19 protein-coding genes and 1 tRNA gene are annotated in these 26,402 nt (G+C 32.4%); 6 read left to right on the plus strand and 14 right to left on the minus strand.

Going from position 1 to position 26,402, the window contains the following annotated elements; all coding sequences use genetic code 11:
• Positions 1-518: 518 nt before the first annotated feature.
• The 3 genes from Q4566_RS15330 to Q4566_RS15340 all read right to left on the minus strand — a co-directional run bounded on the left by Q4566_RS15330 (position 519) and on the right by Q4566_RS15340 (position 6,922).
• A complete protein-coding gene (locus Q4566_RS15330; protein WP_303423132.1) occupies positions 519-962 on the minus strand; it encodes a RadC family protein in 444 nt (147 codons plus the stop codon).
• A 75-nt stretch (positions 963-1,037) separates the two neighbouring features.
• On the minus strand, positions 1,038-1,370 hold the full coding sequence (locus Q4566_RS15335) for a single-stranded DNA-binding protein (RefSeq protein WP_303423133.1): 333 nt from the start codon (positions 1,368-1,370) through the stop codon (positions 1,038-1,040).
• A 1,094-nt stretch (positions 1,371-2,464) separates the two neighbouring features.
• Positions 2,465-6,922, minus strand: a complete 4,458-nt coding sequence (locus tag Q4566_RS15340; protein WP_303423135.1) for an ATP-binding protein — start codon at positions 6,920-6,922, stop codon at positions 2,465-2,467.
• 589 nt (positions 6,923-7,511) lie between these two features.
• On the opposite strand from Q4566_RS15340, the gene Q4566_RS15345 reads away from it, so the two are divergent.
• The 6 genes from Q4566_RS15345 to Q4566_RS15370 all read left to right on the plus strand — a co-directional run bounded on the left by Q4566_RS15345 (position 7,512) and on the right by Q4566_RS15370 (position 13,733).
• On the plus strand, positions 7,512-7,853 hold the full coding sequence (locus tag Q4566_RS15345; protein WP_303423137.1) for a transposase: 342 nt from the start codon (positions 7,512-7,514) through the stop codon (positions 7,851-7,853).
• A 348-nt stretch (positions 7,854-8,201) separates the two neighbouring features.
• Complete coding sequence (locus Q4566_RS15350) at positions 8,202-8,420, plus strand: helix-turn-helix transcriptional regulator (protein ID WP_303423139.1); 219 nt, start codon at positions 8,202-8,204, stop codon at positions 8,418-8,420.
• A gap of 3 nt (positions 8,421-8,423) precedes the next feature.
• Positions 8,424-10,856, plus strand: coding sequence for a sensor histidine kinase (locus tag Q4566_RS15355; RefSeq protein ID WP_303423141.1), 2,433 nt, complete (start codon positions 8,424-8,426; stop codon positions 10,854-10,856).
• 3 nt (positions 10,857-10,859) lie between these two features.
• Positions 10,860-11,531 (plus strand): hypothetical protein, encoded by a 672-nt coding sequence (locus Q4566_RS15360; RefSeq protein WP_303423143.1) that lies wholly within the window; start codon positions 10,860-10,862, stop codon positions 11,529-11,531.
• Positions 11,528-12,157, plus strand: a complete 630-nt coding sequence (locus tag Q4566_RS15365; protein ID WP_303423145.1) for an HNH endonuclease — start codon at positions 11,528-11,530, stop codon at positions 12,155-12,157. The genes Q4566_RS15360 and Q4566_RS15365 overlap by 4 nt, the downstream gene beginning before the upstream one ends.
• Before the next feature lie 4 nt (positions 12,158-12,161).
• Complete coding sequence (locus Q4566_RS15370; protein ID WP_303423147.1) at positions 12,162-13,733, plus strand: Eco57I restriction-modification methylase domain-containing protein; 1,572 nt, start codon at positions 12,162-12,164, stop codon at positions 13,731-13,733.
• A 49-nt stretch (positions 13,734-13,782) separates the two neighbouring features.
• On the opposite strand, the gene Q4566_RS15375 is transcribed toward Q4566_RS15370, so the two are convergent.
• From Q4566_RS15375 to mraY, 11 genes are all read right to left on the minus strand, one after another.
• Positions 13,783-15,018 (minus strand): site-specific integrase, encoded by a 1,236-nt coding sequence (locus Q4566_RS15375; protein ID WP_303423149.1) that lies wholly within the window; start codon positions 15,016-15,018, stop codon positions 13,783-13,785.
• 228 nt (positions 15,019-15,246) lie between these two features.
• Positions 15,247-15,320, minus strand: a tRNA-Arg gene (locus tag Q4566_RS15380).
• 43 nt (positions 15,321-15,363) lie between these two features.
• Positions 15,364-15,813: a GatB/YqeY domain-containing protein gene (locus tag Q4566_RS15385; protein WP_303423151.1), complete on the minus strand. Its 450-nt coding sequence runs from the start codon at positions 15,811-15,813 to the stop codon at positions 15,364-15,366.
• Between the two features lie 138 nt (positions 15,814-15,951).
• A complete protein-coding gene (gene ftsZ, locus Q4566_RS15390; RefSeq protein ID WP_303423153.1) occupies positions 15,952-17,949 on the minus strand; it encodes a cell division protein FtsZ in 1,998 nt (665 codons plus the stop codon).
• Between the two features lie 115 nt (positions 17,950-18,064).
• Positions 18,065-19,396, minus strand: a complete 1,332-nt coding sequence (ftsA, locus tag Q4566_RS15395) for a cell division protein FtsA (RefSeq protein ID WP_303423155.1) — start codon at positions 19,394-19,396, stop codon at positions 18,065-18,067.
• 3 nt (positions 19,397-19,399) lie between these two features.
• Entirely contained in the window at positions 19,400-20,092 is a 693-nt protein-coding gene (locus tag Q4566_RS15400) for a cell division protein FtsQ/DivIB (RefSeq protein ID WP_368506607.1), read from the minus strand.
• 16 nt (positions 20,093-20,108) lie between these two features.
• The gene (murC, locus tag Q4566_RS15405; protein ID WP_303423159.1) at positions 20,109-21,461 is read right to left on the minus strand and encodes a UDP-N-acetylmuramate--L-alanine ligase; all 1,353 of its coding nucleotides are present in this window, start codon (positions 21,459-21,461) and stop codon (positions 20,109-20,111) included.
• Positions 21,462-22,556, minus strand: coding sequence for an undecaprenyldiphospho-muramoylpentapeptide beta-N-acetylglucosaminyltransferase (murG, locus tag Q4566_RS15410; protein WP_303423161.1), 1,095 nt, complete (start codon positions 22,554-22,556; stop codon positions 21,462-21,464).
• On the minus strand, positions 22,557-23,750 hold the full coding sequence (locus Q4566_RS15415; RefSeq protein WP_303423163.1) for an FtsW/RodA/SpoVE family cell cycle protein: 1,194 nt from the start codon (positions 23,748-23,750) through the stop codon (positions 22,557-22,559).
• 11 nt (positions 23,751-23,761) lie between these two features.
• Complete coding sequence (gene murD / locus Q4566_RS15420) at positions 23,762-25,099, minus strand: UDP-N-acetylmuramoyl-L-alanine--D-glutamate ligase (RefSeq protein WP_303423165.1); 1,338 nt, start codon at positions 25,097-25,099, stop codon at positions 23,762-23,764.
• Between the two features lie 59 nt (positions 25,100-25,158).
• Positions 25,159-26,400, minus strand: coding sequence for a phospho-N-acetylmuramoyl-pentapeptide-transferase (gene mraY, locus Q4566_RS15425; protein WP_303423168.1), 1,242 nt, complete (start codon positions 26,398-26,400; stop codon positions 25,159-25,161).
• Positions 26,401-26,402: the final 2 nt, after the last annotated feature.

Genomic DNA, 26,402 nt, shown 5'->3' on the forward strand with positions numbered 1-26,402 from the left:
TTACAGAATTTCCGAAACTTCTTAGCTACTGAAGATTTCAGTTTAAATGTTACAAACCTCTCTTTTTCAAACCCCTCGTCCATTTTTTAGTAAAAAATTTGTTGATTTTACTGGGCTGAACTGATTTTTTACTAAAAAACCAAGTTCAGCCACAAACATCACACGCCCCAAACCCCTCATAAACAAAGGGGTTATAGCGAAATCGAACCACGTAACACCGCAACGCGTGTTACCCTCTTGCTATTCGATTTCGTCCCGCAGGGACAAAATTTTTCATACCACCTTACAGCTCTACAGTATTGTTATTTACCAGCTTAATCTTTCACTCAAGATATCGCATTATGTAGAAAACTAAAAACCTGAATTAGTCTCAATTGTATTGATTTAAGTACAATTTTAATGATTTTCAAAACCTTCACTTTCTAAAAAGCTAATTGAGCCTATATTATAACAAGAATGCAAAAAAAAGACTTCAAGTAGTTCCAGAAGCCTTAGTTATTTAATAATTAAATTTTCGTTTATAGGATACCGCTATCAGCGAAACTATAATAACCACCATTAGGAACAATGATTAAGTGATCCAATACTTTAATATCAAGCAACAAAGCACCTTGTTTAATTTTAGTAGTTATTTGTTTATCGGCTTCACTAGGTATTAATTTTCCGCTCGGATGATTATGAGCCAAAATAACACCTGTACTAAGAGATTTTAAAACAATCCCAAAAAGTATCCGCACATCTACAAAAGTTCCTGTTAAACCTCCTGTTGAAAGTTCATAGACCCCTTTAACCATATTTGAATTATTTAAAAGTAGAATTTTGAAAGATTCACATAACCCTATAGTATCCTTATTCCAATTATCATATAATATGCGGCATGCATCTTGAGAACAACCTATAGACAAAGAAGCTTTTAAATTCTCTTTATAACCTATTTGAATTTCATTAACTTTACTTTTCATGTGTTACGATTTAAAGTTTTAAACATTAGTTTAAAAAGAGAGCTCCAAACAAATGAAGCTCTCTTTTATTTTAAATTAGGCTCCTAATAATAGAATTTCACTAACTGTAATTTCAGTAACATAGCGTTTTACACCGTCTTTAGCTTCGTAACTTCTAGAAGATAACTTACCTTCAACGGCTACTTCTTTTCCTGTGGTCACATACTTTTCAATAATATCAGCTTTCTTACCCCAAGCTATCAATGTGTGCCAGCTTGTATTGGTTTGCTTCTCACCTTTTTTATTATTGTAATGTTCATTCGTTGCCAATGATACACGGGCTAACTTTTTTCCGTCTTCTAAAGTGGTAATACTTGGTTCTTGACCTACGTTACCAATTAACTGCACTCTGTTTTTAATTGTACTCATGATTAAAGGTTTTAAAGATTAATAATTACCCCTTTGGTTTTTGATTTTTAATATGATTTAAATTTTAAGGGGTGCTTGTATACTTCTCTCTAAAAGAGAACAATATTTGAGGTGGGTTTTGTCAAGACTTTTAGCAAAAGTTCAGGAGTGTCTGCGACGTAGTAAAATCCTTGGATTTTCAAGGCTGTAGAAACCTTAAGTTTTGATAAAACTTGCATGGTCTTGACAATTTCCATTATAGCCTTAGCCCTTCTTTTGAAATCTTAAATAACGCCTGTATACGGAAAGTTAAGCAAGTGATTATTTAGGGGTTCAAATTAGAAGTGGCTTAGGCTATGCCTGGTTTTTGCTGTACCAAAAACCAATAAAGGCCTCAAATATTATCAACCCCTTAAAATGCTTGACAAAACCTTAATTTTACGAGGGAGCGTGGAAAGCCAAGAGAAGGCTTTCCCGATACAGCGGTTAAAAAAATTATGGGATTGGCTTTCGTTATAGAGCTTAAAAATTTCAGACACTTCACTTTACAATCCATAAAGAAATGAACTATTAGAAGGTTTAAGATAGATCATAAGCATCTGATCTCATTAACGCGGGAATGCAGGGGTTAAACAAATAGCTACCAACTGCGAAAGATACTCTCAATAGACTTAGGTGAATAATACAGAAACTAGTGAGCACAAAACGGATTTGCACTATTTTATTCGACATGACTCAAAGGTTGTTGACAAAAAAATGAAAAATCACAAACAGAAATATTTAATCTTAAGATTTTAAAACTCTTTCAAAGCTCCCAAACTTAAGAACAAAACACACTATACCAATTCAAATTTGTAGAACGAAAATCAATCAACTTAGAGCTGTCAAATTAGTTGAGAACGATTCAATGATCCTTTTCACTCGAAACTGTTTAATTATGCCAACGATTGTTATTGGAATAGATTATTATAGGAAATTCAAAATAAAATACCCAATAACATTAAAAACCATCTTTTCAAACAAACCACTGCCCATATCAAAAATGGAGCACCTATGATTCAACTGAATAGTAGAGAATTATAAAAAGAATAAAGTATTATGGTTTAATATAAAAGTTAAGTAATTAAATGCAACGCTTCATTTAAGTTGCTTCTCAAGTGATTATGTTTTAACATATCGTCAAAAATATCAAGAGCCTTTTTTATGAATTTCCTGTTTTTTTCTAGATCCATATTTAGTTTAGAATATATTGCCAAAATCAATTGAACAGGCTCTTTATCATAATATCCTCTTCTTTGTATGTTTGGAGTTTTATGATAGTTTAGGTTTTGAATCAAATGAAGACATTTTACTGGATGCTCATTGACACAGGTTAAAAGTAATTGCAGAAAATAGCTAGGTTGAGCCATACATAGCTTACTCTTTGAGTACTTCAATAAAAACTCATAAGATTCTTCGAAGTTATGTTTTTTGAATTTTCTTAAAATGATTCCTGAATAGGCTGTCGCAAAATCCTCATTATTTTTATTTAAAAATTCAAGCAAGATTTTAAATGCTCGTTTTGAGGTTGTCTCATTTTCATTATAAAGATTTGCTTCAGCAATATTCAATGCACATAGTTTTGCCTCACTACTTGATTTTATAAACTTTTTATAAAGTCTTTTATCAGACATTTTTTCATTTAGCCAACTCAAAACTATAACGTGTCCATCCTTATGTAATTTTTTATTCTGAATAATTTTTTCAAAATAGGGATACATTTCTTTATGAAATTTAACATTGAAATATTGAGATGTTCTAAAAGAGTTTTTTAATAATTCAATATCATCAGTTTCAGTTAGAAGTTTAAAAATTTTAAAACTTCTTGCTAAATCTAAATGGTTCAGATAACCTAACTCTTGCAAAACTGCAACTCTTACGGATGTTTGAAGGTCAAAAGCCGCCTTTTCCGCAATCTGAAAAATAGTTTCCTCAAATTGTTTTTGTTCATAGCATTGCATTATTCTATGAATAGCAGAACCTCTAACACTATTTAAGCTATCTGATGAAGCATCATTTATTGGTTTTTCAGGGTGGGGATGATTTAATGCATTTGTGCTTAAAAAGGTTAAAATTTCATCATCAACTAATTTGTTATCTATCAGGTAATCACATTGACGAATGGCATATAAAGTATTTACTAGGTCTAAATTTAATTTGATAAATTTCTTGTATATTATTTTAACTTTTTCCGGTTCACATTTCGCTTGAATTAATCCATCAACCCCTGATGATATATAGTCATTAGAAACATTCTCATTTTCAAATAAACTTAGGATAAAGTGATAGAACTTATTAGAGTTACTTCTCACACTATCTACAAATGCTCTAGAATGTTCGAGTTTTCCTCCTTTCGGACCACGCTCTCCACGATAATCATCATTAAACTTTGACATACTATTTTGCCAATTTTCTAAATCCATTTCTTTATAAGCTTTTTGGGGTAGGGGTGCACCTACTCCATAACTTCTACTAGAAGAAACGTTCAAGGCTTTATTACTATCAACATCACCAAACTTTCTATAATATTCTTGATAGGCTTTTTTTAAAGTAGGAATTTGCCATATTTCAACTTTTGGAAGTTGCTTAATAAACAAAAACTTTTTTTTACTAATACCGTAGAAGTTTACTTTTTCTCGTCCTTCATCATTTTCGTACTTATAATATTTGAAATCGTAAGGACTCTTTACAGAAAGAAGTATTTCCGCTACTTTTTCTTTTTGCTCTGAGGAAAAGTGGGAAAAATACTGGCCAATTACCTGCCTGAAATACAATTGAAATTTATCGTCGTAACCGTTAAATCCATTTTTAGCACATACAATACCAATAAACTCATATACACTATCAATATATCTGACTTTTTCATTTTTAAAAGTCAGAAGAATTAAGCGTATAATATCAATAGAGTTTGAATTTTTGTGCTCAACAAAAAATTGTAATATGTAATTACTATTTTGAAATTCTGATTTTAGATGCTTTACAAGTAAGTCTTCAACTACAATATGGGCATCCTCTTTAGAACTGAAACCATCAATAAACTTGGAACATTTATATAGTGGACTTTTAATTTCCTCCAGATGCGATTCATCTTTGTTTTCATCTATTACTGTCTTATAGAGGTCCAAAATAAAACTGAAACCCACTTCAGGGCTTTTGGCAATTATAGCCTTTAATAATTCTTCTTGTTCACGAAGAAATTTGTTACTATGCCAGGTATCTCCAGAGCTAAAAACATCAATTAAAATAGGCTTTAACAAATTAATTACGTACAACTCATGATGTTCAAATATCTTTTTTAAAATTTCATAATACCAAAAGTTATCTCTGCCCTTGGACTCCTCGTTAAACGTTATATATTTTTCAAAAAATAGAAGTAAATTTTCATGCTCCCATTCGTTAAGCCCCGAAAGAACCCTTTCATTAAAATTTGGTTTATCATCAAAATCTTCTAATTCATCTAAATATTTCATTATTGAGAGAGGGACAATATTAATATTATTCCTAAAGAATCGCCAAACCAGATTTCTTTGATAGTCAACTTTATTTCCTGAATCAAACTTTTCTAAAAAATCAATGCGAAATACTGACTGCTTTTTATAAATTTCATGAATCTTATTAGCCAACGTTTCCTGATTAAAAAGAAACTTATTCAATGCTTTTTGATGTATTAAATATTCAACCCATCCTTGAGAAACAATAGAATGGACAAATACGTCTTCAAAGAGATAATTTTTCGATATGTATCTATGATATATTTCCTTTTCTTGATTTGACGGATTTGTTACAATACCAAGATTACTTATTACTAAGGACTTTATATGAAAACGGTACTTAGAAGATTTAAGAATAGAATTTATACTTAAAACATACCTGCTATGGTCATATTCACGTAAGTATTCAAAAACCATCTTTATTATAGACCTAACCTCTAAGTTCTGTTCATTCTCATTGAGATAGTGGAATATATCATTCCCTTTTTCTACGAATTGTCTTGAAAAAGTGTAATCATAAAAAGTTTGATGAAAGAATTGAATCTCAGATTCTTCTTTGATAATTAATTGATTACTGAGTAGGTATTGAATCTCCGAATAATATCTATCAGAAAACTTATCATTGACAACTATCTGCTGTCTATCATACATCTCAATAGCGATACTATAAAATAATTCACTTAATTTTAAGTCCACCATCGGTATTATGAGACTTTTCCATAAAGCATCATATAAATCCTTTAAGGATGATAAAGTATCAAGATTAATTTTATTCTTATTAGGAAGCTTACAAAACACTTCCAATTGGTTCGGGGTTCTTAAAAGTTCTAAAACTTTTTTTTGCGAGCAATTTATCCCAAAGTTTTGAAGCGTATTTATAACTTCCTTCTCCTCTAATAGAGAAGTTTTTATATTATGATATTCATTTGATTTGTAAACACTTAGTTCTGCATCATATTTTAGGTCAAAGCTTCTTGATGAAATAATAATTCTAATATTCTTCTCCCCAAGCAATTCGCTAACTATTCTATTATAAGTCTGAATATATTCTCTATTTGATGATAGTGTTTGAGACAAAGCATCTAACTGGTCAATAATGATGACAAGTTCCCGTTTGTATGTGTTTAACGCCCCTATAGTTTTTGAAAAAGTAATATTATCATCTACGAATATTTTGTTTTCGAGTTCCCTTGGGGAATTGGCATAATACTTATCTGCTTTTATACCTAATACTGTGAAATTTTGCCTTTTTAGTTCTTCATAGACATCCTTCAAGATTACGGACTTCCCCATCCCTTTATCACCTTCCAACACGAGAAGGTTCTTTTTACCATCTTTTAAATCAGTAACTACCCAATCAATTATTTTCTTCGTCTCTTTTCTATCAATGTGGCTAGATTGTTTTTTATAAAAGTAATTCTTCACTCTTGATAAAAAGAAGGATGCTTTGTCAAAAGAGCGCTCTATTTGATTAAAATCCATTGATGTAATTACGCTGGTATAAACCTCTTCTCCACAAAAGGCTTTACACCATTCAGCACCAAAAAAGTCATATACAATTTTTGGATGTGTTTTTAAGATTCTATTTATTGAAGAATAATCCCACTTATCTATCTGTTTTCCCTTTTTTAAATACTCTTTTTTTAATTCTTCATATCGCTTTTGTACATGTACATCGCTAAAACTAGCAGTAGTACAAATGAAGAATTTTTCCGTTTTACTGAACCATTCACCTACTTCAAAATCAGATAAAATTTTGTTTAAGTCTGAAGTAGAAATTGATTCGTATTTTTTGCATTGAAACGTATAGTATTGCCCATTTTCCCTTAGTCCGTAAATATCTACACCTGACTGTTTTTGTCCTTGTCTTCCGAATATTTCGCAATCGGATATACTAAAACCTTCAACATATTCAACCATTCTTAACGAAAGCTTTTCAAAGTCTTCCCAGAGCATTCCATTTATAGGCAATAGCATTTGATTACTATCAATAGGTAAATCATATTTTGAAGAAGGAAGACTTTTTAAATATTCAAGATTCATACTAATACTCTTACTATTTATTTTATAATGACCTAGAATGTTTTACTTTTTTCTTTATCTCTTTTAGGATGTCATCAATATGTTTTTCGTTTTTTATTTCTTCATAAACCTTTTGTGCATACCATAAAGTCGAAAGAGTCTTAAAATCAATTTCTAAAGCTTTCGATAATTTCTTCAATTGCTCCTTAGTAGGTCGTCTATCATTATTTTCAATTTTACAAATTTGCAAGTTACCCCCCAACTATTATATACGTACGAACTCTCAATAACAAACCTATTAACTGTCGTTACGATTTTTTATAAGCTAGATAACCTTTTCATTTGTCAAAACTTGACTAATTTAATAATATAGTTGGTGAGTCTAAGACATTACATAGCATTTTTTACTACCACTAAAAGATGAATTAGTTTCTTATACAATTTATTCAAAAAAAAAATTAGAGAATGTGATGATCAAATAGCCAGTAAACTTGATGAAATTATTGGTAAAGACCCTGAAAAAGGTGAGCATTACATTCATAAGAAACCTTACAAAAGACTCAATAAGAACACCCCAAAAAACATAGATATCAATTTAAAATCTTACAAAATGTTTAAAGGTGTAGATTTATTGGCAATAGAAGGTATGAGCTACAATACTGTTCTTGCTGTAATGAGTGAAGTTGGTTATGATGGGATTAAAAAATTTAAAACAGCAAAGCACTTTACTTCTTGGCTTAGACTTGCTCCCAATAACAAAGTAAGTGGTGGAAAAGTATTCTCTAGCAAAATAGGAAAAGGCAGTAGTAGGTTAAAAATAGCGCTTAGAAATGCTGCTAATTCTATTGGAAACTTAAAGGATAGCACAAGCACACCGCTTAGAGACTTTTTGATAAAATCAATTTTAGGAAAGGTAGAGTCTCTGATATTACAGCAACTGCAAGGAAATTAGCCGTAATTATTTGGAACTTGATTGTTAAGGGCATTGCATACAATAATCCAGAAGGTTATCTTTACCTTGACCAAAAAAAGAAAACTAGGACTCGTAAAAAGAATGCGTAAGCAAATTGATAAATATGGACTCACAAATGATGATTTGCAACTTGGCAAAAATCAGTAATTTGATTTTACGTTAGTAAGAAGCTGAAAAGCCAACGCACAGTCAAGCACATTTCATTTTTTTCGTGCCTCAAAAAACAAAAAGAGCTTGCCTTTTCCACCGTATCCGACTGAATTAAACATCCCGAAAATCTAAATAATCATCCTATTTTTATATATTTGTGTCAAACATTTCTAAACAATGACAGAAATAGGAAAGCTTTTGGATAAAAAATCAGTTAATAAAGCTGAAATATCAAGAAGAACAGGTATCAGTACTTCTCGACTAAGTGAATTGAGTTTAAAAAGTTCAACTCGTCTAACCGCCGAAGAACTTTATTTAATTGCATTGGCAATTGATACTGAACCAGCTGAAGTTTTGGAAGAAGTTTGTAAACATCTAAAATTAGAAATACAATAATTAATGGCTAAAATCGCTTTCAAAGTTTCCGCAAGAGCAGGTAAATTATTGGGTAGAGAGAATTTCTCTAATCCTGAAGGGGCCATTATGGAATTGGTGAAAAATTCTTATGATGCAGATGCTAAGAACTGTCTAGTCTTATTCGATATTCCTACCAAAAAGATAAAAGATAGTGATGGTAAAGAAATTGAAATTCCAATAAAAGAACAAAGTATATTATACATTATTGACAATGGAGAAGGAATGACCAAAAAAGTCATTGAAGACCATTGGATGCAAATTGGAACAGGCAATAAAGAAAAGGATTACATCTCTGATGATGAAAGAACAAAAACAGGAGCAAAAGGTATAGGACGATTTGCATTGGACAGACTTGGATTCGAAACAGAAATGTGGACACTTTCAAAAACAGCTGAAAATAATATTGGTTCCTTCTGGAAAATGGATTGGAATCAGTTTGATGAATCTGAAAAGGCAATTTCTCAGATTGAAGCAGAACTTGTCTCTGAAAAAATAAAATTAACTGAAATAATAAAGTCAATTACCGAAAATAATCAAGTCATAGCAAAAGCAATTGAAAAAATAAATTTTGACAAGGGTACAATTATTAAAATATCAAACTTAAAGGATGATTGGTTTGATGATGAAACTTCTTCAGTTTTTAAAAGTCTTGAAGCGTTAATTCCTCCAAAAGAACTAAATATTCCTTTTGAAGTTTACTTTAAACATTTCCAACAACTAAAAGAGTTTGGTAAAGTTGAAACGGCTTTTTTTAATGATTATGACTATAAGTTAAAAGCAACATATAACGCTGAAACTTTAAATATAGATTTTGAAATAACAAGAAATGAAATTGATATCAAATTATTAAAAAAGAACTTTCCAGATGTCTACAAATCAAAAAAACATCCTTATGATTTGGAAACAATTGAAAATAAAACTTTTAAATACTCAAAATCCATTGATAAAGTATTGAAGTGGAAACTTAACGATTCTAATAAAACATTACTAAAAGACGTGGGTAGTTTTGATTTAACATTTTATTACCTAAAATTTTCAAATTCTTTAAAGGAGGGATATCCTTTTAAATCAGTTATAGCTAGTGAAAGAAAATCAACGCTAGAGAGATTTGGAGGAGTTAAAATTTATAGAGATTCATTTAGAGTTAGACCCTATGGAGACCCAACAAATGATTGGCTTAGATTAGGAGCTCGAGTTGCTCAAAGTCCAGCTGGGGCTGGACAAAGAATTGGAGATTGGAGAGTTAGACCTGAACAAACGGCAGGTATTATTACTATTTCTAGAATGAATAACCCGCTTCTCATTGATAAATCTGATAGAGGCTCTCTTCAGGAAAATGATTCCTTTGAGACTTTTAAAAAAATAATTGTTGGTGTAATTCACGAATTTGAGTTTGATAGAACAAAAATTTTAAATCCAATATTCCTATACAATAGAAAAGTAAAAGAAAAGTTAAGGGAAAAAGAACTACAAAAAAGAGCTCAAGCACTTGCTGAAAAAATAGTTGCCCGAAGAAAAAAAGTTGAGGAATCAATTTATGGCAAAAGAAGCAAAATAGATTTATTTCAAGAGAAGAAAGAAGAGGAAGAGAAAAAAACATATGAAAAAGCTTTTAAAGACACCTTTAAAGCTATTGATGATGAAAAGGCTGAGCAAGAAAATCAAGAAATTGTTCAAGTAAGGTCTTTGGCAAGTTTGGGTCTTGTCGTCTCATCTTTTGCCCACGAACTAAAAGATATAAGAGATGATTCTATCGAAATAAAAAGACTTGAAGATATATTCAACAAAATTACACCAGAAGAAATAAAAAAACAAATTGAATACGACGATGGTAAAGATATTCTAGAACTACTAAATGAAAACTCAGATAGAATAATTCATTGGGTCGATTACGCTTTAACAGCTATAAAGAAAGATAAGAGAACAAGAGGTAGTTTCAAATTTTCGGGATTCTTTAAATCTTTAAAAACATCTTGGAGTAAAATTTTCAAAAAGAAAGATATTACACTAAATATCTATGACAATATAAAAGATTCATCTTATGATTTTAGAGCTTTTGAAATGGATATGTCAACTATTTTCACCAATCTCATAAATAATTCTATTGATTCTTTCAATAATTTAAATGAGATTCAAGTAAGAATAATAGAAATAATTGTAGAATTCAAGAATGAACAAATTGAGATATTGTATTCTGACAACGGAGTTGGTTTAGATGATGTTTTCGAAGATAAAGAGGAAATATTTTTACCATTTAAGACAGCTAAAAGAGATAGAAAAGGAAAAGAAATAGGAACAGGTTTAGGAATGTATTTGGTGAAATCTGTAATTGACGATAATAACGGTACTATTGACGTTCTTGAACCTAAAAAAGGCTTCTCCGTTTTAATCTCATTCCCTACTAGAAAAAAATAAATTATGGCAACAAAATATAAAATTGGATACATTGACGAAGATGTAAAACAAGTAAAAAAGTATCAAAGAAGGTTTAGAGATTTTGAAATAGAAATTATTGGTTATGACTTTAATAAAGGTATGAGTTTAAATGAGCTTATGGTTCAAGTATACTCATCTCCTATTGATTTATTAATGATTGATTATAAGCTAAGAGAAACAAATTTAGTTGCATTTAATGGAGAGGCTGTAGAAAGTGAGTTTTATGATAAAAGACCACTATTTCCTTATATTATTTTCACAAATAAAGTAGACCAAGCTGAGCCTTTTGTTGAAGATTGGAGCAAAATTTTCGATAAGGATGAGATTTTTAGCGAGGAAGAAGAGGACAAAGAAAAAGTTCAACATTTTATAACAACGCTAACCAAAAAAATAGAACAATATAGAAGCCATATAGAAAAGAAAAAAAATACTATTTCTGAATTATTGTTAAAAGGTCAAGCGGAAGGTTTAAGTTCTTCTGAAGAAGATAAATTACTTTCTTTGCAACGAGAACTTAGGGATTTAGACAAAACGAAGGTAAAAGAAGTACCTGAAAAACTAATTTCTTATGATAAGTTAGAAGATTTATCCAAAACACGTAAAGAAGCCGAAGCATTCCTACAATCATTAATTGAAAAAAGTAAAGGGAAATGAATGTAAGAGAGTTGCTACCTACTAGACGTAAAGTTCCAACAAAATTTCCAAAAGAAGGTAAATGGACAGAACACAAACCCGATTTACAAGAAGATTTTAATTTTCATTGTGGATATTGTGGCTCATATGATGGATATAGACATACTTGGTTTGAAGTTGACCATTTCATTCCAAAATCATTGTTTATTCCTCTTGGAAATATATCAACTGTAGAATATACCAACTTGGTTTATTCTTGTAAATTCTGTAACAATAATAAATTATCAAAATGGCCATCAAATGATGTGAATATTCATAATCAAAATAATCAAGGGTTTGTAGACCCTTGTGATAAGGATTTTGATAATCATTTACTTCGTACAAGTGATGGAGGTATTATGTGGAAAACCGCCTTAGGTCATTGGATGTGGAAGTATGCTTTTAAATTTGACGAAAGAGATTATTCAATAAAATTATTATGGGAACTAAACCAGAGAAGAAAATTGATTGACGCTTTTATTATTGAACTGAATAAAAGAGATGAAAATTCAAAAGAATATAAAGAAATTTTGAAAGAAGCTGAAAAAATAAGTTTTGAATATTACAGATACGATAAAGAATTGATGAAATATTATAACAGTTTATAGCTAAATGAATAAAAAAGATACTGGTTCATATTACACGCCATCATATTTGGCTGAATTTATTTCTAAAAGAGTATTGTCTCATTTTGGAAACAGAACTCGTATGTCAATATTAGAACCAAGTGTTGGAGATGGAGCATTTATTTCAGAGTTAGAAAAAGAGAAAAACATAAACATCAACTTAACGGCTTTAGACATTAATAAAGTTGAATTAAAAACGGCTTCAGTTAAGTGGAGCAGAAAAACGGCTTCATTTATAGAAACGGACTTCTTAGAATTTTCAACTACTAAACAATATTCCGCTATAGTTGGTAATCCACCATATATCAAAAAAAACATTCTTAGTTCAAAACAAATCGAATTATGCAAAAAAATACATTCTAACGAAGAACTAACAGAAGCATCAGTTAAAAATATTTGGACAACATTTTTGGTAAAAGCAAATACGTTTTTGGCTAAAAATGGAGTTTTAGCTTTTGTCTTACCATCAGAATTATTACAAGTTAAATTTGCCGAAGAGATTAGAGAATATTTAAAAGCCCAATTTGAAAGAATTGAAATATTTACTTTCAATGATTTAATGTTTGAGTGCAAAGGTCAAGATACAATCGTTCTTTTCGCCTATAAGAAATCTGATAATAAAGGCGAGTTTTTTGCTAACACTACTTCTAAAGAAGATTTAATAAACGATAGCTTCGTTTTAAAAAATAATGAATTACTTGTTTCCTCAAAGGTAAAATGGACTCATCATTTTTTAACCTCTGATGAATTAACATTTATAGATAACCTAAAGAAAGTACTTAAAAATGTAAATTATTATACAGATTCAAAACCTGGTATTGTAACTGCTGCAAATAAGTTTTTCATTATTGATAAAGAAACTGAAAAACAATACAATTTATCAAAGCACACGAAACCAATAATTCAGAAAGGCCAATTTGTAAATGGAAGTGTCGTATTTAATAACGAAGACTTTCAAAATCTTGAGGATAATAAACGTCCTACTAAGCTTCTTCAGTTAAATGATAATGATAAGATTTCAAAAAATCTAAGAGAGTATTTAAAATTAGGAGAATTAGAAGAAATACCTAATAGATACAAATGTAAAATCAGAAACAATTGGTATGTTATTCCTAACATATCCGAGAAACCTGATGCATTCTTCTTTAAGCGAAGCCATTTATATCCTAAGCTTCTAAAGAACAATTCTAATGCCTTTGTAACCGATTCTGCGTATAAAGTTGCAATGAGAAACGATTATGATTTAAATAGCTTTATATACTCGTTTTACAATACTTTAACCCTGCTTCTATCTGAATTGGATGGCAGATATTACGGTGGTGGTGTTTTAGAGCTTATTCCGAGTGAATTTAAAAAATTACCTATTCCGTTCATTAAGATTAATGAAAATCAATTTAAAGACTTCACCACTAGTTTCGAAAAGAAATCAAATATTGAGCAAATATTAATACAGAACGATTATAACATCCTTAACCCCACTCTAGGAATTAATAATGAGGATTTACTAAAGTTGACTGGAATCAGGAATAAATTAAAAAAGAAAAGATTGCGTGAATAAGCCAACACTGGAAGCCATACACATTTACAGTCTGATCATCTTTATTTATTTAATTTTCACTCTCAAACTTTAGCTTCTTTTTCAAAGAAAGCATATCTGTGCTAACCTTTCTCTCAATAACTTTAGCATAAATTTGAGTAGTTGCGACTCTAGTATGCCCAAGCAATTTTGATACAGTTTCAATAGGAACTCCATTAGTTAAAGTAATCGTTGTAGCAAAAGTATGCCTTGCAATATGAAAGGTCAGATTCTTCTTTATACCACAGGCATCTGCTATTTCCTTTAAATATAAATTCAATTTTGCATTTGAAATGACAGGAAATAAGGTTTCAGATACTATTGTCATTGGGTGATTGCTATATTTAGCAATAAGTTCTTGAGCTTTATCCAAAATAGGCACTTTCACAGGGGTTTTTGTTTTTTGTCGTTTAGTGATAATCCAATTAAATCCATCAATACCCATTACAATATTTGATTCAGTTAAAACTATGATATCGGCATAACTAATCCCTGTATAACAACTAAATATAAACAGATCCCTTACTCTGTCTAATCGTTCAATTGGAAAATTATATGTTTCTATGTTTGAAAGTTCATTAGCCGATAGAAACTCCCTTTCTCTTTTTTCAAAAGTCGGTTTCCAACGAATGAAAGGGTCTTTATCTATCCACTCTAAATGAAATGCCAAAGTTACCATTTTACGGAAACGTTGAATATGTTTCATTACAGTATTATGACTCATGCCATTAGGGTGTCCCTTAGGCCAATAAGTATGTAAAAAGTGTTCAAAATCACAAATAAACTTATAGTCTAGTTGGTTTAGATAAATATCAGTGGTTTTAAAAACTCTTTTCAAATACCTTTTAATATATTTTTCAGTGACTAAAAAGTTTCGAATAGTCCCAGAAGCGAGAGTACTTTCTGATTTTTTAGCATGATAATCTATAATATTTTGAAGTGTCTTTGCATTTTCGCCCTCTCCTACATAATTAGACTTTATCAATTTGGCAGTAACCAATTTCTTTTTGAAGATCAAGTCTTGATAACATTGAAAAATTTGTGAGTGAACTTGGTCTAAATACAAATTAACTTGGCTTGCCTCGGATGAATTTCCTGTTGCTTTTTTCTTTTTAGTATCCCAAATTTCAAGATGTACTTTCCTTTTAGTACTAATATTTACCCTTTTACCATTTACACTAACCCTTGCATAAATTAAAGCATAATTGAAGATTGCCTTCTTTTGGTCTACCCAAAAAAGGATGGAAAATGTGTTTGTTGTACGCATAGTTGTCGTCTTTAAATTATTAAACATTTATAGACGAAAGTCAAATCAACTATTCGAGTTCTTTAGAATTTTTCAAAGTGTCAGTTGAACTGACACTTTGAAAATTAACTGACGGATAGCTACCATATTAATTAAATTACTATCAAATCAATTGTACTCTTAAAAACCTAAAAACCAATTAATTCATAAGAATTACATGGCTTTGCAACTAAATAATTTTAGTTTCAGTGACCGCGAAGGGATTCGAACCCCCAACCCTCAGAGCCGAAATCTGATATTCTATCCAGTTGAACTACGCAGCCAAAATACCGCGTGATACACGGCATATCTTTTATATATTTTAATTTAAGACAATCTAGCCTTAACAACGTTTGAAATGGTTTTCCCGTCTGCTTTACCTGCCAATTCTTTATTTACCACACCCATAACTTTACCCATATCTCTCATGCCTACAGCACCTAATTTTGAAATGGTTTCATCAACGACTTTAGTAATTTCTTCTTCAGATAAAGCCTCTGGTAAAAATTGTGCTATCACATCGGCTTCAGCTAATTCTGGAGCTGCCAAATCCTCACGATCTTGCTCTAAATAAATAGCTGCACTATCACGACGTTGTTTCACTTGTTTTTGAAGTATTTTTAGCTCTTGCTCTTCGGTTAACTCTTCTTTGGCTCCAGTTTCTGTTTGTGCTAACAAAATCGCAGATTTTACAGCACGTAAAGCCGTTAAAGCTGTTTGATTTTTAGATTTCATCGCTTCTTTCAAAGCCGTCATAATTTCTGCTTGTAAACTCATTTTCTTAACATATTTATACGCGAAGATACTAAGAAAAAACATGCGCTCATATCTATCATAATGTAAATTTACGCCACAAAAAACCCGAAAAGCTACTTTTAGACTCTTCGGGTTTCAGGCTCAGTTAGTCAACTCAAATTAATCTACGTTATCGTGTAAAAAAGAATTATTGCTTCTTAATTGAATATCATCATTATCATCAAAACCAATACTTGTTCTTGATCTATCTGTTTCAGACGAATGTTTAGCAGCGTTTAGATTTACACCTTGGCGCTTATATGCTGGCACTTTTTCAATATCGTCTATTTTAGAACTATTGAATTTATAATTGAAGTCCTTCATTTTACGTCTACGTTCTTCAGCACGATCTTTTAGCAACTCCGAAATTGGTGTATTCATAGGATCTACCTCATCATTTTCTTCCTCTAGGGGCGCTGGTTTTTCAACCACTTTTCTTTCAAAAACGATATCTTCATCTTCTTGCTCTAGAACTTCGCTTGATTTTTGCTGTTCTTTAACTTTCGAAGATTCGGTATCGTCATAATCATCTAAAGCATAACGAATATCACCTCTTTCATTAGTTTCTGTTACCGAAATAACTTCTACATAATCATTTACAGAGATATCTTTAACATCATCACTCATTAAATCATGAGAAATAACTTCCTCTACTTCGTCTTCAACCTCCTCTGGAGTTTCTTGCTTAGATGAAATTGGCATATCGAAGGTTAATGTGATTTGCTTTTCATCTTCAACAAAATCTGAAACTACTTCAATCTCCTTTTCTTCTGAAACTTCAGGAGCATTACGAGATACTGGGCTAAAGATAAAATCATCTTCATCGACATCATCAACCTTATCTGTTACCTCCTCATAAGTTACTCCAATGTTTCTAATTAACTCTGAAGTTGGAATCAAATCAATATTTTTTTTTGATGCTTCTGGTTTTGGTGGCTGTGTTATTCTTTTTGGTGCTTCTTCTTCCAGGTCTAAGGTATGACGCACCACTCTAGGCGCTTCCCTTTTAACTTGCATTTCTACAGTTGGAGCGATAACAACAGGCTCTTTTTCCTGAGTTTCTGTTTCTTTATCTTCACCAAGAACATGCTTTACTTTTTTTGTTTCCGTATTAGAAATTTCATCTTGCTGTTCAATATTAAACCCCGTAGCAATAATAGTTACAGCAATTGATTCTTCTAAAGCTTCATCTTCACCAACACCCATAATAATTTCAGCACTATGTCCTGCCTCACTTTGGATATGGTCATTAATTTCACCTATTTCATCAATAGTAATTTCTTGTGAACCTGAAACGATTAGCAGCAATACTTTTTTAGCTCCAGTGATTTTATTATCATTTAATAACGGCGAATCAAGTGCTTTTCTAATAGCATCTTGCGCACGGTTTTGTCCAGACGCTAAAGCAGATCCCATAATAGCCGTTCCGCTATTACTTAATACTGTTTTTGCATCACGTAAATCGATGTTTTGCGTGTAGTGGTGTGTAATAACTTCGGCAATACCACGAGCAGCGGTAGCTAAAACTTCATCTGCTTTCGAGAATCCTGCTTTAAAACCTAAGTTTCCATAAACTTCACGAAGTTTATTATTGTTAATTACAATTAACGAATCGACAACACCTCTTAAGTTTTCGATACCTTTTTGAGATTGTTCCAAACGCATTTTACCTTCAAACTGAAAAGGCATGGTTACAATTCCCACCGTTAAAATGTCTTTATCTTTTGCCATTTTTGCGATAATTGGAGCTGCACCAGTTCCGGTACCTCCACCCATTCCAGCAGTGATAAACACCATTTTTGTGTTTGAATCTAACATTTGAGAAATGTCTTCAACACTTTCTACTGCAGATTGCTCTCCAATTTCTGGATTAGCACCTGCACCTAACCCTTCGGTTAAATGTACTCCTAATTGTATTTTATTCGGGACTCCACTGTTTTCAAGGGCTTGAGAGTCTGTATTACATACGTAAAAATCTACGCCTTTAATACCTTGTTGGAACATGTGGTTAATGGCATTACTACCGCCGCCACCAACGCCAATTACCTTAATAACATTTGATCTATTTTTGGGTAAATCAAATGAAATGTTTGTTTCGAATTTTTCATTGCTGCTCATAAATTCTGTTTTACTAGGGTTTGTACTTAATATTTTTATTCTTTGGATCAATATGTGCCTTGCGACAACATTATCAAAATTGCTGACTAGACAATTTTGCTACTACTTCATTTTATTATTCAGCGTCGTCTAAAAAATCTTTAAGACGATCAGTTAATTTATCTAGGAATGTACGCCTAGGTTTTGGAGGTTTAGTCTCTACTGGTTCTTCAACCTCAGTAGTTGTTTCTTCTACAACCTCTTCTTCAAGAATAATTTCTTCTTCTTGTTGCTCTATTTTCCTTCTTTCCTGACGTTTTAAACCATCTAATACTAAACCAACTGCTGTAGCGTATAGCGGACTTGTAATATCCTCATCACTATCACCAGCCAAATGTTCGTTTGGATAACCTATTCTGGTATCCATTCCTGTTATATACTCTACCAATTGCTTTAAGTGTTTTAACTGGCTTCCTCCACCGGTTAATACAATACCTCCAATTAGTTTTTTCTTTTGTTCTTCGTGTCCGTAATTTTTAATTTCGGCATACACTTGCTCTATAATCTCAACAACTCGTGCATGAATAATTTTAGACAAATTTTTAAGTGTAATCTCTTTTGGCTCTCTTCCTCTTAAACCAGGAATTGATACAATTTCATTGTCTTTATTTTCCCCTGGCCAAGCTGAACCAAATTTAATTTTTAATAATTCGGCTTGCTTCTCTATAATTGAACACCCTTCTTTGATGTCTTCGGTAATCACATTTCCACCGAAAGGGATCACTGCCGTATGACGAATAATACCATCTCTAAAAATAGCTAAATCGGTAGTACCACCTCCTATATCAATTAGCGCAACACCTGCTTCTTTCTCTTCCTGACTTAACACAGCATTTGAAGAAGCTAAAGGCTCTAGAGTAATACCTTCAAGATTTAATCCGGCGCTCTTGATACAACGTCCCACATTTCTGATTGAGGATACTTGACCAACCACAACGTGAAAATTAGCTTCCAAGCGTCCACCATACATACCAATAGGCTCCTTTATTTCGGCTTGCCCGTCAACTTTATATTCTTGAGGTAAAACATGAATAATTTCCTCCCCAGGAAGCATTACCAACTTATGAACCTGATTGATGAGTAAATCTATATCTTCATCATCAATAACAGTTTCTGAATTGGCTCTTGTGATATAATCACTATGTTGTAAACTACGAATATGCTGCCCGGCAATACCTACAGTAACATCTTCTATTTTTATATCCGATGCAGCTTCTGCTTCTTGAACAGCCTGTTGTATTGACTGAATTGTTTGTGTAATATTGTTGACAACTCCACGGTGAACCCCTAAGCTCTTAGATTTACCAATACCTAAAATTTCTAACTTTCCGTAGTCGTTTTTACGACCAATCATGGCCACAATTTTTGTGGTTCCTATGTCTAATCCTACTGCTAAATTATGCTCCATAGTCTAAATTTTGGTACAAATTACTTGGTTATCAAACTGTAAATTCACTTTACTATAGTTCTTTAATGTATTGTCTTTAAGTGCTTTTTTATAAAAAGCCTTTAGGTTATTTATTTTTTTATCTAATGCGCTCACATCACCAATTTGCACTAAAAAGTCACATTTTCTTAGTTTTAAAAAAAAGTGTTTTTGTCTTTCTTGATGAATTTCGAAAACATGTTTTTTTAAAAAATCGTCATTATCTATTTTTCGGGCGATTTGGTAAACGCTATTCAAATTATTTTTTTCAACATAACCTGTAACCAAGGGTACTCTCGCAGAATAATTATCTGATAATGGCATGAATAAACCATCAGCATCGATATAATAAGACGCATTAGTGCTAACTCTTGCAATAGGTGTTTTTTGCTCTATCTCGGCGTTAAGTGTCCCGTTTATAGAAACATACACTTCTGCAGCCTTTATCATGGGATTAGATTTTAGGGCATTCTCTAATTCATTCAAAGCTAAAGTTTCTTTCGCCACGTTTTTAACACCACCATAATTTTGTATTAACAATTTACTAACAGCCTTGCTTGTAATGAAAAGGTTATTTTCACCAACAAACTTAACGTTTGGTTCCGAAATCATTCTTACTTCATTTCTACCCGAGGCAAAAGCGAAAAGAAAGATGACCAAGCCAAACAAAGCAATCATTTTTATGTAATTCCAATTAATTCGCAACGCTAAATTCTTTTTTAATTCGTTTTACTTCTGCTCCAATATCTCCTGCTCCAATAGTTAAAACCACCTGAGCATTACTATCGTGAATCGCCTTTAGCAAGTTTTCTTTACTTACTAATTGCTTGTTTTCATTATCAATTTTACTTAACAACCAACTTGAGGTAACACCTTCAATTGGCACCTCTCTAGCAGGGTAAATATCTAACAATAATAATTCGTCAAATTTCGATAAACTTTCGGCAAAATCATCAATAAAATCACGAGTTCTACTAAATAAATGTGGCTGAAATATGGCCAACACTTTTTTGCCAGGATACATTTCTCTAACCGCCTGGTGCACTGCACTTATCTCTTGAGGGTGGTGTGCATAATCATCAATAAAAACAAATTCGTCGGTTTTTATTTGATACGTAAATCGGCGCTGCACCCCTTTGTAGGAAGCTAAACCTTTGGCGAGCTGCTGGTAGGAGCAACCATATTCCACAGCCATCGCCAAGGCTATTAATGCATTAGACAAATTATGTCTACCTGGTAGGTTAAATTCTAAATTTTCAATAATGTCTTTAGGTGTTTTTACATCAAAGACATAAGCTCCATTTTCTATTTTTATATTTTGAATGGTATAATCTGAATCATCTTCAATACCATAAGTTATCCCTTCTAATCCCAATCCGTTTTTCACAAAAAGTTTACCATTTGGTTTTAATCTTTCTGAAAAAGCTATAAATGATTTTTTTAATTCTGCTGCATCACCATAAATATCCAAATGATCGGCATCCATTGAGGTAATACAAGCAAAATCTGGTGACAGCGTTAAAAACGAACGATCAAACTCATCCGCCTCTACCACTGAAACTTCTGTACCGTTTAAAATTAAATTCGAATTATAATTTTCACTAATTCCACCTAAAAAAGCCGTTAATGGCACATGACATGAATTCAGTAAATGACCTAAAATACTCGTTGTAGTAGTTTTTCCATGCGTACCCGCTACAGCCAAACAAAAGGTATGTTCGGTAATTAAACCTAAAATTTGAGATCTTTTTACAACATGAAACCCGTTGTCCTTAAAATAATTTAACTCCGTATGATCTTTAGGAACGGCCGGCGTATAAACAACCAAAGTTTTTTCAGCATTTAAAAATACATCACTAATATTTTCTACCGAGTCATTAAAATGAATAGCAATCCCTAGATCTACTAAGCCATTAGTAATCTCGGTTTGGGTTTTATCATAACCAGCGACCATCTTATTATTGGCATGAAAATAGCGTGCAATAGCACTCATGCCGATACCGCCAATACCAATAAAATATACGTTATGTATGGTGTTTAAATTCATTTATTTACTTAGAAGCTTTTCTACTTCATTAACTATTTCTTTCGTTGCATCGACCAATGCAAGTTTTTTTATGTTATCTCCAAGCTCATTTTTTCTTTCAGGTGAAGCAATGAGTTGAGAAAATTTATTTTCAAAATCGGCGTCTAAATCTTCTTCCTTAATAATCATGGCGGCATCTTTATCTACGATGGCCATCGCGTTTTTGGTTTGATGATCTTCAGCAACATTTGGCGAAGGAATAAAAATAACAGGCTTCCCAACGATACAAAGCTCGGAAACCGAACCTGCTCCTGCTCTTGAAATCACCACATCTGCAGCACCATAAGCAAAATCCATATTGTTCAAAAACTCATGAACCTGAACATTTTTAGTATTATCGTAAAGTTTGTACTTATCATAATAAAGCTTCCCGCATTGCCAAATGATTTGCACATTCTGCGTGTCGAAAAAATCCAATTTCTTTTCAATTAACTGATTTATTCTTCGAGAACCCAAACTTCCTCCTATTACTAAAAGCGTTGTTTTCCCTTCTTTTAAATCGAAAAACTTCTTAGCCTCATCACTATTATTTTCAATATGCAGCAAGCCCTTACGTACAGGGTTTCCTGTTTTTACAATTTTATCCTTCGGAAAAAAACGTTCTAAACCATCGTAGGCTACACATATTTTATTTGCTTTTTTAGCCAATAGCTTATTAGTAATCCCCGGAAATGAATTCTGTTCCTGAATTAAAACCGGAATATTGGCCATTTCGGCCATTTTCAATAAAGGGCCACTAGCAAAACCACCAGTTCCAATAACAATATCAGGTTTAAACGATTTTATTATTTTTCGAGCCCCCCACAAACTACTAATCACTTTAAATGGAAAACTTAAATTCTTCAAAGTAAAGCTTCGCTGAATTCCTGTAATCCACAATCCTTTGATATCATAGCCACACTGTGGCACCTTCTCCATCTCCATTCTATCTTTGGCACCAACAAACAAAAACTCAGTATCAGGATATCTCGATTTTATCTCGTTTGCAATAGCAATTGCAGGGTAAATATGTCCTCCCGTGCCTCCGCCTGATAATATTACTTTATACTTCCCCATCTATATTGCTTCTGATAAAATATCTAAAGGATTATCCTCATCAATTTCTTTTCCTTTTATTTCTTCTCTTTTTGCACTTACGCTCAAAATAATTCCAATAGCCAAACAAGTCATCCAAATCGAAGTTCCTCCACTACTCAACAATGGTAATGTTTGTCCTGTAACCGGAAACAATTCAACTGCAACCGCCATGTTAATTATTGCCTGGAAAACGATAGGCAAACCGACACCTATAACCACTAATTTCCCAAAAACAGATTCTGATTTTTGAGCCACGATTACAATTCTAAACAAGAGCCATAAATACAAGAACATCACAAAAAAACCACCTATTAAACCATATTCTTCAATAATAATTGCGAATATAAAATCTGAAGATGATTGCGGCAAAAAGTTCTTTTGAGAGCTTTTACCTGGACCAACACCCCAAATTTCTCCTGAGGCAATGGCTATTTTTGCTTTTTCTATTTGATAATCTGCTTCGGTATCTTCAGGGTTTGAGAAACTCTCAATACGCCCCATCCAAGTATCAATTCTATTAGGCATAGCATCTGGAAACGCTTTAGCAATTAGAATAAACATAGTTAAAACTAATACCCCAGAACCTATAATCACAGCTAAATAACGTAATGGATATCCTCCTAAAAACACCAACATCACCACCATAGTAAACATAATTGCCGTAGTAGAAAAGTTTGCTGGTAAAATAAGAATCAACACCAAAAACACAGGAGCCCACAAAGGCAAAATAGATTCTTTAAATGTTATTTTCTTACCGTATATTTTAGACAAATAGCGCGCTACATAAGTCATTAAAACCACACCTGCCAAGGTTGACGTTTGAAAAGACACCCCAACAAACGGAATCTGAATCCACCGACTCGCATTCGCGCCATCAATGGTTGTTCCTTGCAACATCGTAAGCAACAGAAGCCCTAAAACCACTGGAATCATGACCATCGATAAGTTTTTAAAATAATTATATGGAATTTTATGAATCACATATATCACCACAAAACCTAAGGCTAGATGCACAAAATGTTTAATAAAAAAAGAAAACGTATTAGTTCCCGCACCTTTATAAGCCAAATTACTGGCAGCACTATATACAGGTAAAAAGGACGCAATTGCAAGCAACGCTACAATAGCCCAAATTAACCGGTCTCCTTTTATGTTATTAAATACAGATTGCAAATTCTATGTTTTTATAAATTTCTTACTGCGTCTTTAAATTGACGACCACGATCTTCGTAGTTTTCAAACAAATCAAAACTTGCACAAGCTGGCGATAACAAAACATTATCTCCAGTTTCTGCCAATTTATAAGCGATTTTCACTGCTTCACTCATAAATTGAGTTTCAACAATAACATCTACCATATTTCCAAAAGTGCTTAATAACTTTTCATTATCGACACCCAAACAAATAATAGCTTTTACTTTTTCATTAACGAATGAAAACAACTCTTGGTAATTATTTCCCTTGTCCACACCTCCAACAATCCAAACCGTTGGTGCTCCCATACTTTCTAAAGCATAGTAAGTAGCATTTACATTTGTTGCTTTTGAATCGTTAATATATTGTACTTTATTTATTTTAAGGACTTGTTCCAAACGGTGTTCAACACCTTGAAAGCTTTCTAAACTCTCACGAATTGTTTGTTTTCTTATCTTTAATAAATGTGCCACAGTAGAAGCTGCCATAGCATTTTTAACGTTGTGCTTCCCTTCTAATGTAAGATTTGATGTAGGCATAATTATCTGATTATTATTTATTGTTATTTTAATATTTTCTTTGTCTAAATACGCACCGTTTTCAATGGTTTTTTCTAATGAAAACGGCAATAAAATCGATTGAACTGGGTTATTTTTCAGATGATTTACAATCACTTCATCATCGGCATCATAAATCAAATAATCGACTTTTGTTTGATTCATGGCTATTCTAAACTTAGATTCTATATAATTTTCAAACTTGTAATCATAGCGATCTAAATGATCTGGTGTAATATTCGTTAATACCGCAATATGTGGTTTAAAATCAATGATATCGTCTAATTGAAAACTACTTATTTCTAAAACGTAATTTTCAAAATCATCCTCCAAAACTTGTTTCGCAAAACTGTCACCAATATTCCCAGCTAACCCAACATTCAATTCATCCTTCAACAAATAATGTGTTAAAGTTGCCGTGGTCGTTTTACCGTTACTCCCAGTGATTCCAACAATTGTAGCGTCGGTATATTTTGAAGCAAACTCAATTTCAGAAACTACTGTAATTCCAGCCTTTCGAATTTGTTTAACCAAATCTACTTTATCAGGAATCCCAGGGCTCTTCATGACAACATCTGCATTCAGAATTTTAGAAACTGTATGATTTTCATCTTCCCAGTCAATCTCATTATTTATAAGAACAGCTTTGTACTTTTCTTTTATTTTTCCCTTATCGGAAACAAAAACATCATAGCCTTTCGCCTTTCCTAAAAGCGCTGTACCAACACCACTCTCTCCGCCTCCTAATACGACTAATCTACTTTTTGTCATGATACTCTTTTGATACTTTAATTCCTTTTGAATTACGCTTTCGCGGAAACAAAAACTGTTTATCTAATTTTCAAGGTTACAATCGAAACAATGGCCAGCAATATGCCAATGATCCAAAAACGTGTGACAATTTTACTTTCGTGATAGCCATTTTTTTGATAATGATGATGCAACGGCGACATTTTTAGAATACGACGTCCTTCGCCATATTTCTTCTTCGTGTATTTAAACCACCCCACTTGCATTACTACAGATAAATTTTCAGCTAAAAATATACCACACAACACAGGAATTAACCATTCTTTACGCACCGCAATAGCTATTACAGCTATTATTCCTCCAATCGTTAAACTTCCCGTATCTCCCATGAATACTTGTGCAGGATAAGTATTATACCATAAGAACCCAATAAGTGCTCCTACAAATGCAGCGATATAAATGGTTATTTCTTCAACCCGCGGGATATACATAATATTGAGGTAATCGGCGAAAACGATATTACTAGATACCCAAGCAAAAATCCCTAAAGTGAGCACAATTATGGCCGATGTTCCCGCTGCCAACCCATCGATACCATCTGTAAGGTTTGCACCGTTAGACACCGCAGTTATAATAAAAATGACAACTAAAATAAAAACCACCCATGCATACTTTGCTAATGCCGGATCTATCCATGTGATTACTTGAGCATAATCAAATTCGTTGTTTTTTATAAATGGAATCGTTGTTTTAGCCGAATGCTCTTCTTCCTGAAATAATTTTGAAGGTGCTATATTCGGGTTGGCCGCTAAAAGCTCCTGACGCGTTTCAGCAGGAATTTGCTCTTTCATTGTTACATCCTGATGAAAATACAAGGTTGCTCCAACAATAATCCCTAAGCCAACTTGCCCTAAAACTTTAAACTTTCCTTTTAAACCTTCTTTATCGTTTTTAAACTTCTTTTTGTAATCGTCTAAAAACCCAATTACCCCCATCCAAACCGTGGTAACAATTAAAAGAATAATGTAAATATTCCCTAATTTACACAGTAGAAGCACTGGAATTAACGTCGCTAAAATGATGATAATCCCTCCCATTGTAGGAGTTCCCGCCTTTTCTTGCTGCCCCTCTAATCCTAAATCTCTAATAGTTTCCCCAACTTGTTGTTTTAACAACAAACCAATGATGCGCTTACCATAAATTGTAGAAATTAACAGTGACAAAATCACAGCCAAAGCCGCTCTAAAGGTTATAAAACCAAAAAGTGAGGCTCCAGGAAACTGAAACTGTTTTTCTAAATATTCAAATAAATAGTATAACATCT

Source organism: Tamlana sp. 2_MG-2023 (assembly GCF_030548465.1).
Lineage (GTDB): Bacteria > Bacteroidota > Bacteroidia > Flavobacteriales > Flavobacteriaceae > Pseudotamlana.